General features: G+C 68.8%; 12 protein-coding genes. 4 read left to right on the top strand and 8 right to left on the bottom strand.

What is annotated here, in order from left to right:
• Window positions 1-7 precede the first annotated feature (7 nt).
• From JWP60_RS16385 to JWP60_RS16370, 4 genes are read right to left on the bottom strand one after another with little or no spacing between them, the layout of a single operon-like run.
• Entirely contained in the window at window positions 8-1,171 is a 1,164-nt protein-coding gene (locus JWP60_RS16385; RefSeq protein WP_299793590.1) for a mandelate racemase/muconate lactonizing enzyme family protein, read from the bottom strand.
• A gap of 58 nt (window positions 1,172-1,229) precedes the next feature.
• Entirely contained in the window at window positions 1,230-2,960 is a 1,731-nt protein-coding gene (gene araD / locus JWP60_RS16380) for an L-arabinonate dehydratase (RefSeq protein WP_299793588.1), read from the bottom strand.
• Between the two features lie 37 nt (window positions 2,961-2,997).
• Window positions 2,998-3,723: a DnaJ domain-containing protein gene (locus tag JWP60_RS16375; protein ID WP_299793586.1), complete on the bottom strand. Its 726-nt coding sequence runs from the start codon at window positions 3,721-3,723 to the stop codon at window positions 2,998-3,000.
• Between the two features lie 8 nt (window positions 3,724-3,731).
• Window positions 3,732-4,376, bottom strand: coding sequence for a hypothetical protein (locus JWP60_RS16370; protein WP_299793584.1), 645 nt, complete (start codon window positions 4,374-4,376; stop codon window positions 3,732-3,734).
• Window positions 4,377-4,923: 547 nt separating this feature from the next.
• On the opposite strand from JWP60_RS16370, the gene JWP60_RS16365 reads away from it, so the two are divergent.
• Window positions 4,924-7,083: an AAA family ATPase gene (locus JWP60_RS16365; protein ID WP_299793581.1), complete on the top strand. Its 2,160-nt coding sequence runs from the start codon at window positions 4,924-4,926 to the stop codon at window positions 7,081-7,083.
• A gap of 133 nt (window positions 7,084-7,216) precedes the next feature.
• On the opposite strand, the gene JWP60_RS16360 is transcribed toward JWP60_RS16365, so the two are convergent.
• Together JWP60_RS16360 and JWP60_RS16355 are read right to left on the bottom strand one after the other, a co-directional pair.
• Entirely contained in the window at window positions 7,217-7,807 is a 591-nt protein-coding gene (locus JWP60_RS16360) for a c-type cytochrome (RefSeq protein WP_299793579.1), read from the bottom strand.
• A 4-nt stretch (window positions 7,808-7,811) separates the two neighbouring features.
• Window positions 7,812-9,536: a PQQ-binding-like beta-propeller repeat protein gene (locus JWP60_RS16355; RefSeq protein WP_299793577.1), complete on the bottom strand. Its 1,725-nt coding sequence runs from the start codon at window positions 9,534-9,536 to the stop codon at window positions 7,812-7,814.
• A gap of 119 nt (window positions 9,537-9,655) precedes the next feature.
• Between JWP60_RS16355 and JWP60_RS16350 the strand changes: the two genes are divergently transcribed.
• Window positions 9,656-10,312, top strand: a complete 657-nt coding sequence (locus tag JWP60_RS16350) for an ankyrin repeat domain-containing protein (RefSeq protein WP_299793574.1) — start codon at window positions 9,656-9,658, stop codon at window positions 10,310-10,312.
• Window positions 10,313-10,369: 57 nt separating this feature from the next.
• Here the strand turns inward: JWP60_RS16350 and JWP60_RS16345 are convergent, their stop codons facing one another.
• Window positions 10,370-11,020, bottom strand: coding sequence for a hypothetical protein (locus tag JWP60_RS16345; protein WP_299793571.1), 651 nt, complete (start codon window positions 11,018-11,020; stop codon window positions 10,370-10,372).
• A 39-nt stretch (window positions 11,021-11,059) separates the two neighbouring features.
• Window positions 11,060-11,266: a hypothetical protein gene (locus tag JWP60_RS16340; protein WP_299793568.1), complete on the bottom strand. Its 207-nt coding sequence runs from the start codon at window positions 11,264-11,266 to the stop codon at window positions 11,060-11,062.
• 234 nt (window positions 11,267-11,500) lie between these two features.
• On the opposite strand from JWP60_RS16340, the gene JWP60_RS16335 reads away from it, so the two are divergent.
• Both JWP60_RS16335 and JWP60_RS16330 read left to right on the top strand, forming a co-directional pair.
• Window positions 11,501-11,680 (top strand): DUF3606 domain-containing protein, encoded by a 180-nt coding sequence (locus JWP60_RS16335; RefSeq protein ID WP_299793565.1) that lies wholly within the window; start codon window positions 11,501-11,503, stop codon window positions 11,678-11,680.
• A gap of 131 nt (window positions 11,681-11,811) precedes the next feature.
• Window positions 11,812-14,154: a DUF3482 domain-containing protein gene (locus tag JWP60_RS16330; RefSeq protein WP_299793563.1), complete on the top strand. Its 2,343-nt coding sequence runs from the start codon at window positions 11,812-11,814 to the stop codon at window positions 14,152-14,154.
• Window positions 14,155-14,338: the final 184 nt, after the last annotated feature.

Genomic DNA, 14,338 nt, shown 5'->3' with positions numbered 1-14,338 from the left:
CGGGTGCTTACTCCGAGAGCGCGCGCATCTCCTTGATCAGGTCGCTCTTGCCCTCGAAGCCGATGCCGGGCAGGTCGGGCATCGTGACGTAGCTGTTCTCGACCCGCACGCCGTCGGGGAAGCCGCCATAGGGCTGGAACAGGTCCGGATAGGACTCGTTGCCGCCCAGGCCCAGCCCGGCAGCGATGTTCAGCGACATCTGGTGGCCGCCGTGCGGCACGCAGCGGCTGGCCGACCAGCCGTGCTGCGCGAGCATCTCGAGCGTGCGCAGGTATTCGACCAGGCCATAGGAGAGGGCGCAGTCGAACTGCAGCCAGTCGCGGTCCGGCCGCATGCCGCCGTAGCGCACCAGGTTGCGCGCGTCCTGCATCGAGAACAGGTTCTCGCCCGTCGCCATCGGGTTCTTGTAGTAGCTGCGCAGCACGGCCTGCAGTTCGTAGTCCAGCGGATCGCCGGCCTCCTCGTACCAGAACAGGTTGTACTGCGAGAGCGCCTTGGCATAGGCGATGGCCGTGTCCAGGTCGAAGCGGCCGTTGGCATCCACGCACAGGCGCTGGCCGTCCTGCAGGATGGACAGCACGGAGTCGATGCGGCGCAGGTCTTCGGCGAGCGAGGCGCCGCCGATCTTCATCTTCACCACGGAATAGCCGCGGTCGAGATAGCTGCGCATCTCGTCCTTGAGCTGCGCGTCGTCCTTGCCCGGGTAGTAGTAGCCGCCGGCCGCATAGACGAACACTTTCCGGTTCACGGAGCCGTCGCCGTAGCGGTCGGCCAGCAGCTGGAACAGCGGCTTGTTCTCGATCTTGGCCACCGCATCCCAGACCGCCATGTCGATCGTGCCGATCGCCACCGAGCGCTCGCCGTGGCCGCCCGGCTTCTCGTTCTTGAACATCGTGTCCCACACCTTGTGCGGATCGAGGACGCCGCGGGCATCGAGCAGCGCGTCGGGCCTGGCCTCGGTCACGCGGGGCAGGAAGCGTTCGCGCATCAGCTGGCCCTGGCCGTAGCGGCCGTTGGAATTGAAGCCGTAGCCCACGACCGGCCGGCCGTCGCGAATCACATCCGTGATGACGGCCACCAGGCTGAGCGTCATCTTGCTGAAATCGATGTAGGCGTTGCGGATCGGGGAACTGATGGGAACGGTTTTCTCGCGGATCTCGACGATCTTCATGGGGGCTCCTGCTATGCAGCCGCGATCATCCACGATTCGCCGGGCGGCCCCCGCGTAGTCAGAAGATATCCGGCTCCCCTGCGCTGTCGCCGAACTCGGTGCGCAGGAAGTCCATGTCGCATCCTTCGTTGGCCTGCAGGATGTGCTGCGAGAACATCCACCCGTAGCCACGCGCAAACCGCGGCGGCGGCGCCTGCCAGGCGCTGCGGCGGCGGGCCAGTTCCTCGTCCGACACTTCGAGGTGGATGCTGCGCCCGGGCACGTCGATGCGGATGCGGTCGCCCGTGCGCACCAGCGCCAGGTTGCCGCCGACGAAGGCCTCGGGCGCCACGTGCAGCACGCAGGCGCCGTAGCTGGTGCCGCTCATGCGGGCATCGCTGATGCGCAGCATGTCGCGCTTGCCTTGCTTCAGCAGCTTCACCGGCATCGGGATCATTCCCCATTCCGGCATGCCCGGCCCGCCCTTGGGTCCGGCGTTGCGCAGCACGATCACGTGGTCCTCGGTGACGTCGGCCTCGGGGTTGTCCAGCATCTTCTTCATGCTGGGGTAGTCGTCGAACACGATCGCGGGGCCGGCGTGCTGCAGGAATTTCTCGCTCATGGCCGAAGGCTTGATCACGCAGCCATCGGGCGCCAGGTTGCCGCGCAGCACGGCCAGCGAGCCTTCGCGGTACACCGGGTCGGCGAGCGGCCGGATCACGTCGTCGTTGAAGCACTCGGCGCCGGCGATGTTCTCGGCCACCGTCCTGCCGGTGACCGTCTTCTGGTCCAGGTGCAGGAAGCCCTGGATCCGCTGCATCAGCGCGGGCAGGCCGCCGGCGTAGTAGAAGTCCTCCATCAGGTACTGGCTGCTGCCGTTGGGGCGGATGTTGGCCAGCACCGGGATCTCGCGGCTGGCGCGGTCGAAGTCGGCCAGGCCGATGTCCTGCCCGGCCCGGCGTGCCTGCGCGATGAGGTGGATGATGGCGTTGGTGGAACAGCCCAGGGCCATGGCCACGGCGATGCCATTGAGGAAGGCCTCGCGCGTCTGGATGACGGAAGGGCGCAGGTCCTCGTTCACCATCTCCACGATGCGCCGGCCGCACGCGGTGGCCATGCGCTGGTGGCTGGCATCCACCGCGGGGATCGCTGCCGCACCCGGCAGCGCCATGCCGATCGCCTCGGCGATCGAGGTCATCGTGCTGGCCGTGCCCATGGTCATGCAGGTGCCGGCGCTGCGGGCGATACCGCCGATGATGGACATCCACTGCGGCTCGCTGATGGTGCCGGCGCGCCGCTCGTCCCAGTACTTGAACGCATCGGAGCCCGAGCCCAGGGTCTGCCCGCGCGACATGCCGCGCAGCATGGGGCCCGCGGGCAGGAAGATCGCCGGCACGTCGGCGCTGGTGGCGCCGAGCAGCATCGCCGGGGTGGTCTTGTCGCAGCCGCCCATGAGGACCACGCCGTCCACCGGATAGGCGCGGATCATCTCCTCCACCTCCATCGCCAGCATGTTGCGATAGAGCAGGGCGGAGGGCTTGATCAGCACTTCGCCGAGCGAGACGGTGGGCAGTTCCAGGGGAAAACCCCCGGACTGCAGCACGCCGCGCTTGACCTCCTCGACCCGGTGCTTGAAGTGCTGGTGGCAGGGATTGAAGTCGTTCCAGTTGTTCAGGACCGCAATAACGGGCTTTCCCACCCAATCCTGGGGGTCATACCCCATCTGCATCACCCGCGAGCGGTGGTTGAAGCTGCGGAACTCGTCGCGATCCAGCCAGCGCTGGCTGCGAAGTTTCTGGAGGCTTGCCATGGCGCTAGTGTGCCCGCTTCATCCGGGCCGCCGCGCTTCAGCAGTCGACGCGGTGGTAGTTCTGCAGGCACAAGGCGCGGATGCGCGCCTTGTCGCTTTCGGTGCGCATCCGCGCCTCGTAGGCGGCGCGGCGCTCATCCTCCACCCGCGAGGACTCGCGGCGTTGCTGCTCGTACAGCTCCGTCCGCCGCGCGTTGGCGGCACTGAACTCCTGGGACTGCAGCACGGCCGCCGCGTTGGCGGCGCTGTAGCGCGACTCCATGGCCAGTCGCCGCTCGTTCAATTCGGCCTGCTTCGCCTGCGCGGTGCGCAGCTGGGCCTGGCGTTCGTCGTCCAGCCGCTTCTGTTCCGCGGCCTCGGCGGCCGCCTTCTGGGTGGCCAGCTGGATCGCTGCCTCTTCCTTGCGGGTTTGCGCCGTGCGCCAGTTGATGAAGCCCGCGGCAGCGAACAGGACGGCGGCCAGCAGCACGCCGGCCAGCAGCATGCGGCGTGCCGGCGAGGGCTCGTCGGACTCCACGATCACCGTGCGGGGACGCGGCCGCGGGCGCGCCGTCTCCTGCAGTTTCCGGTCGTGCGCGGCGCGCGACTCCGGGTCGCGCAGCACCTTGTAGGCGTTGCGGATCTCGCCCATGCGGCCGAGCGCGCCTTCTTCTTCCGCGAGCCGTTCGCGTGGGAACTGGTGTTCGGCCGTACGGAAGGCCTGTTCGATTTCTTCGGGGGTGGCGTTGCCGGGCACCCCCAGCACGAGGTAAGCAGATCGCATGGTGCTGCTCAGAACTGCTGCTGCGAGCGCAGGGCGCGGGCGCGGACCGCTTCGGCCCGGCGCGCTTCGGCTTGCGCCTGCCGCGCCTCGATCTCCGCCCGGCGGGCATCCACCTCTGCCTGGCGCGGCGACTGTCGCGCCGCGTCGGTCCCAAGCGCGGCACCCCCACTGGCTGTCGGCGAGGCGAGGTCGCGCTCGGTCGCGTAGCCGTTGCGGCGCTTGTAGGCCATGCAGTGCGTCTCGAACTCGCCGCGCACCTCGCGTTGCGACCCGGTGGAGTTCTTCACCGCGATCAGCACGTCGCGCAGCACGCTCTTGGCGTAGCGGCTGATCTTCTGGTCCTGGATCTCGGCCTGCAGCTTTTCCATGGGCTCGCCCGCGGCCATGCGCCGCCACCACGCCATGGCGTCGGCCGCCACGCGCGCGCAGTCCTGGTCCGTGGTGGGGTTGACCTGCTCGATGGCGAAGGTGCCCTGCGTGCGCGAAAAACGCTGCTGCACATCCGTCTGCTCGCAGGGGCGATCCTGGAACACCTTGCCGCACTGGAACATCTCGCCGGCGGCGCTGCCGCCGGCCGCGCACGCCAGCACGGCAAACGCGAGCGCTCCCTGCCAGGCCCGGCCCAAGCCGTGCCCCTGCCCAACTTCCTTCATTGCTTCTTCCTCGTCCGGTCTTGTTCAACGTGCGTCGGGGAGGACTATAGAGGCATTGATGAGCGGCCACGGTGCCGCACGGTCGCTCTTTCGGGCGAGCGTCGCGGGGGAACGTCATTGCGGACCGGGAGGCAAGCGCGACGGTGCATGTCCGCCGGGCAGGTAGGGGTGTCGTGCGGGCCGGGCGCCCCGTTTGCGTGCGCGGAGCACAATAAAAAATCCCCCGGGGGCCACTGGTGCCCCGAGGGGATAAGTAGCCGGGAAAGAAACTTGAAAAAGAACCCGGCTCAATCGGTTCGATTGCACAAGCCGTGCCGGGTTCCGTCCGAGCCCGACGGCAGCGGAGTGCGGCGAAATGCCAACAGCCCGGTTCGGGAATTTGTCACGTCGCGTGGCTGAACGCCGACACCATCCCTTTTATTGAACTCGCCTCTACGGAACCCTTTCTGTAGGATGACTCTGACAGTGGAGCCGTCCCCGCGCAGGGGCCGCCAGAACACATTTCGTGTTGCCGCGCGCCGCGCGGCAACCTCTTAGCAGGAACAGCATGTCCGAACTTTCCGCCAACAAGGACCCCGTGGAGGCGACCGACGCCGCCGCGGACGCGCCGAGTGTGTGGCTCACTCTGAAGAAACTGGGCGCGCGCGTGTCCGACTGGTATGCCGTCCAGACCACGGCCGTGAAGCTGCTGGTGATCGCCGTGGCGATCCTCATCCCGCTGTCGGCCTGCTACTCGTTCACCGTGTGGCAGCGCCAGGTGCAGGTGGCCGAGCAGGTCAAGGCGATGGCGGAGCGGTCTGGCGGCGACGCGCTGTCGACGCTGAACGAGAAGCTGCCCGTGGTCTTCGGCACCGGCTCGGCGCTGGGCTTTCTCGAGCAGAACCCGGTGGACCGCATCACCGTGATCTACAAGCCGCTGATGTGGAACGTGTCCGAGCGCATCCTGCTGATCGAGTCCGGTGGCAAGCAGTACGCCTACTACCCGAGCGACATGGAGACCAAGATCTTCTCCGATCGCGCGGTCAACGCCGCCTGGGGCGGCAAGCTGGTCTTCGTGCCGCGTGGCGAGCTGAGCGCCAGCAGCCTCGACATGCTGGAGAAGCTGGACGAGCGCTTCGCCAGCGCCCGGCCGCAGTCCGAAAAAGACGGCTGGAAGGCCGGCGTGAGCGGCGCATTGTCGGCCGCGCTGACCCTGGGCCTGCTCGGCTACCTCGCCTTCCACATGAAGGGCCAGTTCAAGTCGCTGCGCTTCGTGGAGCCGCAGCAGGTGCACGGCTCGCTCGACGATCTCGTCGGCATGGAAGACATCAAGAGCGAAGTGCGCCAGATCAAGGACCAGTACGACCGGCGCGCCGCGTACGCCGAGTACGGGATCAACAAGCCCTTCAACGTGATGTTCAGCGGCCCCGCGGGCACCGGCAAGACCAAGCTGGCCAGCTACCTGGCCAAGGAACTGAACCTGCCGATCCTGTTCCACTCCGCCGCCAACCTCGAGACGGGCTATGTGGCGGGCGGTTCGAACACGCTGGCGCGCATCGCCTCGATGGCCAAGCGCCGCAAGCGCTGCATCGTCTTCCTCGACGAGGCGCAGGACCTGTTCATGAAGCGCGGCGGCCACCGCAAGTTCGACGACGACACGCAGAACATGTTGCTGGCGATCCTCGATGGCGTGCGCACCAAGAGCGACGCCGAGATCATCTGGATCGTGGCCTCCAACTTCAACAGCGAATCCATGCAGATGGACGAGGCGATGCTGCGCCGCTTCCAGATGAAGGTGGACTTCCGCCTGCCGAACAAGGAAGAGCGCGGCGCGATCATCGCGCACTACCTGCACAGCCGCGCCGACAAGGTGGCCTCCAACCTGGACCTGCGCCACATGGTGGAGATCACCGAAGGCCGCAGCCCCGCCGACCTGGAGACCATCGTCAACCAGGCGGGCATCACCGCGGTGCAGGCCGGGGACCTGATCGACGGCGACACGCTGATGCAGGCCGCCGAGCGCGTGCTGGTCGGCAACGTCAACGGCGACACCACCAAGGAGCGCGAGCGCGATCGCCGCATCATCGCGATCCACGAGTGGGGCCACTTCCTGGTGGACTTCGAACTGGAGCGCAAGCAGACCGGTGGCGACTGGGAGAAGCTCCAGTCCGAGATGAAGACCATCAAGATCTCGCTGAAGGCCAACCCGCGCAACAACGCGCTGGGCTTCGTGTTCCACAAGCAGGGCAACAACCTGCTCAAGACCAAGTCCGACATCGAGCACGACGTGCGCGTGCTGCTGGGCGGCATGGCCAACGAGGAACTGTTCTTCGGCGAGGAGGGCACCACCAATGGCGCCCACAACGACATCACCCGCGTCACCAAGCTGCTGCATCATGCGGTGGCCGAGATGGGCATGTACCGCAAGACGCGCCTGAATTTCGGCGCGCTCAACGACTCGGGCAACCGCACGGTCGACGAAGAGACCCGCGCGATCATGGAGATGCAGAGCGAGCGCCTCTACGCCGAGACCAAGGCCACCCTCGCGCGCCTGAAGCCGCTGACCGAGCACTTGGCCGGCAAGCTGATGGAGCACGGCGAGATGAGCCTGAAGGAAGCCCTGCGCGAGATCCGCGCGTTCGAGGCGGCGTGCTTCAGTTTCGACGCCAAGGTCGGCCTGAACGGCGCCCCGATCAACGCCGAGTCGGCACCGGACGCCGCGGCCTGACGGAGGTGAGCGGCAAGGGGCGGTCGCGTCCCATGTCATTGCGGGCTTGACCCGCAATCCACGACGGCGCGTGCATATGCGCTGCATGGATCCCGGGTCGAGCCCGGGATGACATCCGATCCGAGCCTTCCTCTCACCGCAGACCGGCGAGATAGTGCCCCAGGTTGTCGATATCGTCCGCGCTCAGCGTCTGCGCCACGCTCGTCATCGTGCCCGCATCGTTGGTGCGCGTGCGCGCCTTGAACGCTTGCAGCTGCGCGACCAGGTAGGAGTAGTTCTGCCCGGCCAGCCGCGGGATCTCGTTCTGTCCGAGCAGGCCACCCAGGTGGCACATCGTGCACAGCGTCTCGTCGGCCTTGGCCTTGCCCAGGCGGGCCTTGGCCTCGTCCACCGCGAAGGCCGCAGGTTTCAGCGGCTGCGCCGCATAGAAGTTGGCGATGTTGATCATGTCGTCGCGCGACAGCGCCGCCGCCATCGGTGACATCAGCGGATTGCTGCGCCGGCCCTCCTTGAAGTCGCGCAGCTGCACGTACAGGTAGCGCCAGGTCTGGCCGGCCAGGCTGGGGAAGTCCGCCGAAACGGCGTTGCCGTCGGCGCCGTGGCAGGCGGCGCAGGCCTGCGCTTTCGCGCGGCCTGCCTCGATGTCCTGCGCAGCCGCTGGCCGTGGCGCCGCCGACGCCCAGGCAAGCAGCGCGGCGGCCAGCAGTACCCCTGCGCGCCGCATGCACTCAGTCCGGCAGCGCGAACACCACCATCGTGTTGCCGCGCTTGAAATCGAGCTGCGTGTTGCCGCCGCAACCCATCGCCACGTACTGCTTGCGCCCGACCATGTAGCTCACCGGCATGGCATTGGCGCCGGCGCCGCAGTTGAACTCCCACAGCTTCTGGCCGGTGCCTGCGTGCAGGGCGCGGATGAAGCCGTTGCCCTCGCCGTAGAACACCAGGTCGCCGCCGGTGGCCAGCGCGCCGCCGATCAGGGGCTGCTCGGTGTCGAACTTCCAGGCCAGCTTGCCGGTGTCGACGTTGACCGCGGCGAGACGCCCCCACTGCTGCTCGCCCTCGATGGCCTTGAAGGCACCGCCGAGCCACAGCTTGCCGCCCGGATACTTCGCGTCTTCCACGTGGTAGGTCATGGGCTGGTGCAGGTTGAGCGCATAGGCAAGCCGGTGCTTGGGACTGAACGCCATCGGCGACCACTCGACGCCGCCGTTGGCGCCCGGCAGCATGCGCGCGCCGGTTGCGGTCGGCTGCACCCACATGTTCTCCTGCGGGATCATCGCCTCGGAGTAGCGGATCAGGCGGCCGGTGGCGCGGTCGTGCACGTACACGTGCCCGGTCTTGCCGCCGTGGATCACCGCCGGAATCATCCGGCCGTTCTCGTCCTTCGCATCGACCAGCATCGGCGGGCTCACTGCGTCCAGGTCCCACACGTCGTGCGCGATGTACTGCGAGTGCCACTTGTACTGGCCGGTGTCCAGGTCCACCGCCACCATCGAGTCGGTGTAGAGGTTGTCGCCCGGGCGTTCGGCGCCGAACAGGTCCGGCGAGGGATTGCCGACGACGAAGAAGATGGTGCGGGTCTTCAGGTCCACCGCCGGATTCATCCAGACACCGCCGCCGAGGGTCTGGTAGAAGTTGCTGTCGCGCGCCAGCGCCTGCTTCTCGGCGGGGATGTTGCGCTTCATGTTGCGGCCGGTCGCGTCGTTCTCGGCCCAGACGCCTTCGTGGCCCTTCTCGGGGATGGTGTAGAAGGTCCACAGCAGCTTGCCGTCGCGCGCGTCGAAGGCCTTGACGAAGCCGCGGATCCCGTACTCGCCGCCGTTGGTTCCGATCAGCACCTTGCCGTCGGCGACGGTGGGCGCCATCGTTTCGCTGTAGCCCTTCTCGGGGTCCGCGATCTCGGTCTGCCAGACCACGTCGCCGGTGCGCGCATCCAGGGCCACCAGCTTGGCGTCGAGTGTGCCCATGAACAGCTTGCCGCCCTCGATCGCCACGCCGCGGTTGTTGGGGCCGCAGCAGAAGGTGGTGATCGGCCCCATCTTGTGCTTGTAGTGCCAGAACTGGCGGCCGGTGGTGGCGTCGAGCGCATACACGTGGTTGAACGAGGTCGTCATGTACATGACGCCGTCGACCACCACGGGCGCGGTCTCCATCGACTCGTTCACCTCGGTCTGGAACATGAACGAGGGGCGCAGCCGCTTGACGTTGCCGGCGTTGATCTGCGAGCCGGGGTAGTAGCGCTGCTGCGCATAGCCGCCATTGGTGTGCAGCCAGTTCACCGACTGCCGGTCGGCCTCGTTCAGCATGCCCTGCGTCACGTTGGGCGACTTCAGGATCATCGGTGGACCGCCGGCGCCGCGCGGTCGCTGGACCTCCTGGGCTGCGGGGTGGGTGGGCGCCGCCAGCGCACACGCGAGTGCCACGGGTGGCAGGAAGTGACGAATGAGTAGCATGAGACTTCTCCTCGCGAGGTGGGACGAGTGAAGTCCGGCGCGCGGGCGTCGGGCTGGCTATGGAAGAGCCGAGGTGAGTATCATGATTTCTCTGCCCGCGCACAAGGAGGCGCTCCACCATGTACGGCATCCCTGCCCGCATTGCGGCCACCCTGCTGTCCAGTGCCCTCGCCCTGCCGGCCTCCGCGCAGCAGGGCGCCGGCGACATCAACGCCAACGGCCAGCTGGTGCTCGCCGCGCGCGCGGGCGTGGTGCCGCGGGTCGCCGCGCTGCTGGCCGCCGGCGCGCAGGTCAACTCGCGCGACCGCAATGGCGACACGCCGCTGAACATGGCGGCCGCGCGCGGCAACATCGAACTGGTGGACGTGCTGCTGCGCGCCGGTGCCGACGTGCAGCAAGCCAACCTCTCGGGCGTGACGCCGCTGATGGCCGCGGCCTATGCCGGCAATGCGCAGATCGTGCGCAAGTTGCTGGCGGCGGGTGCGCGCACCGATGCGGTCGACCGCGTGAAGAAGGATGCGTCCGTCTACGCGGCCGGGCAGGGCTGCACGGCCTGCCTCGAGGAACTGCTGGGGGCCGGCCAGCCGGTGAACGCCCGCCACGCCAACGAGCTCACGCTGCTGATGTGGGCGGCCGGCTATGGCCATGAAGCGGTGGCGCGGCTGCTGATCGCGCGCGGTGCGGACCGCGCGCTGCGCGACGACCGCGGCAAGACCGCGGCCGACATCGCGCGCGAACGCGACTTCGGGCCGCTGGCGCAGTTGCTGCAGCCGTGAGCGCGTGCCGCCGCTAGCGTCGCTGTCGGGTCGAGCCCGGCATCACACGCTCAGGCCTTACTTCTTGGCCGGTGCCTTGCTGGTGGCGGCCGGTGCGGTCGGCGCGGGGCCGGAGGGCGGCTGCGGCTGGTTGGGATTGATGCCCAGGCGGCGGGCGATCGAGGCTTCGAGCGTGCGCACGCGCGGCTCGACCTGTGGGCCGGTGTCGGTCACCAGCTTGTCGACCAGCGCCTTCTGCATGTCGCCGCCGATCTGCTGGAATTTGGCGAACACGGGCGATTCCATCATGGTGGCAATCTGCTTGAGTTCGTCCTCGGTGAAGCGCTCTTCCAGCACCGTGCCGATGGTGGTCGGCGCCAGCTTGAGCGCGCGGTCACGCACGGTCGGCAGGGTCTCGTCGACGAACTTGCGGGCGTCGGCCTGGATGTCGCGCGCCACCGATTCGCGCTTGTCGGCGGGCACGCGTTGCGGCAGGGCGTTGGCGGCGCGGTCCATCATCTCCAGGGCCGGCTGCTCCACCAGGTTGCGCGCCATGGCTTCGATGCCGGGCTGCTGCACCTTGAGGATGCGGGCGACCAGCTCGCGCTTGGCCGGCGTCGAGGGCAGCGCCGGGGCGGAAGCCGGGCTGGCCGGGGCAGGTGTGGTTTGGGCGTGCGCGACCGCAGCGGCGGCGGCGAGGGCGATTACGAGGACGGTTTTCTGCAGCATCGCGGGAGTGTATACGCTGCCCGCGCACTGTTTCGGCGGTCAGGAAACCGGCCCTTCCTTGCGCCGGCGCGCTCCCACCTTGCGGCTGCGATGGCGCTCGGCCGGATCGGCGCTGGCGACGGGCCGGGCGACCACATCGGTCAGGTCCACCGGCAGGTGAGGGCGGGGGTCCTTCCGGTAGTGGTCCCAGGCCTTCCTGGCCAGGCCGGAGGTGATGGCAAAGACAATGAGCTTGCGCAGCAACATGACAGGACTCCTCGTGCCCTGGATCGTCGGCCGCCGTTGCGGCGGCCCGTGTAGGCTGGCCGCCGCCCGCGCCGCAGGACGGCTGCCGGCGCCGCGGCGCCGGCGCCGAGCCGTGCCGGCTGAGAGTCCTACAGCGGGCGAAACCGTGGTCGCACGGTCGGCCGCTCGCTCGTCCTGCCGCGGCAGTCCCGCGCCCCACCTACTCTGGAGCCATCGGAAAAGGGGGAACTGACCATGTCGGAAGACGCGAACAAGATGGCCGCCGACCAGTTGCTGATTCACCTGGAGCCGGCGTGGGAGCGCCGCAACTGGTGCAACTGGCTCGGATGCAGCGAGCAGGAACTCGAACACGCAGTCACGTACGTGGGTCATGACCCCGACAACGTTCGCCGCTTCCTGCGGCAGGCGCGCTGAAATCGGCGACCCGGAGGAGGGCCACGGGGCGGAGCTGGAGGGACCCTCCGCTCCGCCACCGTTCGATGAAGAAGGTTACGGCGTGTGTCGGTGAGGGACAGGCACGGCGTCGCACCCTAGACTGGTCGGCAGTGGAAGACGGCATCCTGTACCTCGACGAAGGCAGCGCCCGGCAACTGGTGCTGGTGCGCGCCATCGAGGACGTGGACACGCAGGGCAAGCTGCTCAGCGAGGTGGAGCGCGAACAGCTCGAACGCGAGGCCCTCGAAGCGACGCGCGTCGGCGCCGGCGGGATGGACGTGGCGCGCTACCTGAAGGAGCGCGCGCACCGCATGCTGCAGGCGGTGGAGAACCGCAACCCGCGCATTGCCGCCCTGCAGGATCGCACGCCGTGGAGCGGCTGGCTGCTGTTGCTGCTGCCGCTGGCGGCCTGCGTGTTCGGCGCCGCCATCGATCGCATCGACAACCCGCACCAGGTGAACATGCTGTCGCCCCCCTTGCTGGGGGTGCTGGCGTGGAACCTCGCGATCTACGCACTGATCGTCGTCACCGCCGTCGTACCCGGCACCTGGGCGCCGCGCGTGCCCTTGCCGCACCTGCAGCGATGGCTGGCCGGCGTGCCCGCCAGCGGTCGGCGCACGGGCCGGCTGCGCCCGGACGTCCTCGCGCGCTTCCAGCAACACTGGCACGAAGCAGCCGGCGCGCAGCAGTGGTTGTGGTGGAAGGAACTGCTGCACCTGAGCGCCGCGGGCTGGGCGCTGGGGCTGGCAATCTCGATCGTGCTGGGGGGAATCGTGCGCGAGTACCGCGTGGGCTGGGAGAGCACGCTGCTGGGAGTCGACCAGGTGCACGGGCTGCTGTCCGCGCTGTTCGCCCCGGTGGTGGCGCTGCTGCCTTTCGACACCTTCTCGGTGGCGGACCTGCAGCGCATGGCCTTCCGTTCCGGCGCCGCCATCGGCGTCGACGAGGCGCGGCGCTGGGTCTGGATGTACGTCGCGCTGCTGTTCGCCGTGGTGATCGTCCCGCGGCTGGTGCTGGCGGGGTGGACGGCGTGGCTGCGCTTGCGGCGCGGGCGCGCCATCGGCATCGACCTGCGCGATCCCTACTTCGTGCAGGTCCTGGCGCGGGTGAGCCCGGCGCGCGTCACCTTCAGCCTGGTGGCGCGCGAAGGTCCCGCGCGGGACGTGGTGCTGCGCATGTTGCGCCAGGTCGCCGACCGGCCGCCGCCCGAGGACGGTGGCCCGTGGACCGTGCTCAGCACCGCCAAGGGCGACGTGCTGCGCGTGTTCGAGGTGCCGGCGGGCTTTCGTCCGCCTGCCCCGACGGTGACGGCGCAGGCCGGCAACGGCGCGGCGGCGCAGGCCTGGCTGCAGGACCTGTTGGCGCGCTTCAAGGCGGCCCCCCGCCCGCAGGAGCGCGATGCCGCGCAGGCCACCCTGGCCGACACCGACCTGATGCTGCTGGTGCCCGCGGGCAGCAGCGACCTGCAGGAAGCGGGCCGCATGCTGCAGTGGGTGGCGCAGCCCGTGCTGGTGCTGGCGCCGGGCGAGGAGTCACCGTTGCGGGCGGCCGCGCAGCGCCTCGGGCTGGCCGCGGAGGTGCTGCCGCTTGCCGGCGCGACGGCCCATTGGCTGTGCGATCCGCAGTTGCTGGATGCCGCCGCCGCGCGGATCGCCACCAACAAGCGCGCCGGCTTCGAGCGGCTGGCCGCCACCTGGAAGGAGCGCAACACGACACGCTTCGGCGAGGCGATGCGGCTGCTGGCGAACGAACTCGTGCGGGCGGCGCGCGACCACGAGGAGGCCGGCAGCGAGCCGGTGGGCCTGCGCCACCTGGTCAACGCGGCCGACCGCGACGCGGTGCAACGCGCGCGCGAGGCCGCCCGTGCGGCGTTGTTGCAGCGGCTGCGCGAAGGCGAGACGCGCGTGTTTGCCGACCTGGTGCAGCTGCACCGCACCGGCACGCCGGTCGCGCCGATTGCCGCGGGGCGCATGGACTTCGGCTTCGCCGAACAGCACGCGATCGATGCGCCGCAAGCGGGTGCCGCCGGCGCGGCAACCGGTGCGGCCATGGGTGCCGGCATCGACTTGCTGACCGGGGGGCTCACGCTCGGTGCGGCGGCCGCGCTGGGCGCGGTGATCGGCGGTGGCGCCGCCTACGTCGCGGCAACCTGGAAGAACCGCGGCAGCGCTTCCGGCCAGCCGCAGGTGCAGCTGGGCGACGAGCTGCTGCAGACCTTCACCGAAAACCTGCTGCTCGCCTACCTGGCCGTCGCCCATCGGGGCCTGCACGAGACGCCCGATGCCGCCCCGGCCGGATGGCGCAGCGAGGTGGTGGCGGCCGTGGAAGCACGTCGAGTCGAACTGGGCTCACTGTGGCAGCAGGCCAGGCAGGCGGCGGAGGCGGCCACGGTGGTGGGGCCGCTGTCGGCGGAGCTGGACGGGATCGCGCGGGCGCTGTTGGCGCAGGGCTGAGCGGCCTGGCACCTGAGTGCAGTGGAGCGGGCAGAGCGCGGGGGTGTGTTCGGCAATTTTGAAACGCAGAAAACGCAGAAGTGATGCAGAACACGCCGAAGGGTCAGAACGCATTCGATGAATTTTCTTCTGCGAGTTCTGCGTCACTTCCGCGCCTTCTGCGTTCAGACTTGCTTGAACTGCC

It is taken from the genome of Ramlibacter sp. (assembly GCF_028291745.1).
GTDB lineage: Bacteria > Pseudomonadota > Gammaproteobacteria > Burkholderiales > Burkholderiaceae_C > Ramlibacter.
Note: the sequence above shows the minus strand (reverse complement) of the source record. Positions and strands in the feature narration are given on the sequence as shown.

Bases quoted from the DNA above. Each gene is read 5' to 3' on its own strand.
- JWP60_RS16370 (WP_299793584.1), bottom strand. From the start codon at position 4,376: ATGAAGGAAGTTGGGCAGGGGCACGGCTTGGGCCGGGCCTGGCAGGGA.
- JWP60_RS16365 (WP_299793581.1), top strand. From the start codon at position 4,924: ATGTCCGAACTTTCCGCCAACAAGGACCCCGTGGAGGCGACCGACGCC.
- JWP60_RS16360 (WP_299793579.1), bottom strand. From the start codon at position 7,807: ATGCGGCGCGCAGGGGTACTGCTGGCCGCCGCGCTGCTTGCCTGGGCG.
- JWP60_RS16385 (WP_299793590.1), bottom strand. From the start codon at position 1,171: ATGAAGATCGTCGAGATCCGCGAGAAAACCGTTCCCATCAGTTCCCCG.
- araD (WP_299793588.1), bottom strand. From the start codon at position 2,960: ATGGCAAGCCTCCAGAAACTTCGCAGCCAGCGCTGGCTGGATCGCGAC.
- JWP60_RS16355 (WP_299793577.1), bottom strand. From the start codon at position 9,536: ATGCTACTCATTCGTCACTTCCTGCCACCCGTGGCACTCGCGTGTGCG.
- JWP60_RS16350 (WP_299793574.1), top strand. From the start codon at position 9,656: ATGTACGGCATCCCTGCCCGCATTGCGGCCACCCTGCTGTCCAGTGCC.
- JWP60_RS16345 (WP_299793571.1), bottom strand. From the start codon at position 11,020: ATGCTGCAGAAAACCGTCCTCGTAATCGCCCTCGCCGCCGCCGCTGCG.
- JWP60_RS16335 (WP_299793565.1), top strand. From the start codon at position 11,501: ATGTCGGAAGACGCGAACAAGATGGCCGCCGACCAGTTGCTGATTCAC.
- JWP60_RS16375 (WP_299793586.1), bottom strand. From the start codon at position 3,723: ATGCGATCTGCTTACCTCGTGCTGGGGGTGCCCGGCAACGCCACCCCC.
- JWP60_RS16340 (WP_299793568.1), bottom strand. From the start codon at position 11,266: ATGTTGCTGCGCAAGCTCATTGTCTTTGCCATCACCTCCGGCCTGGCC.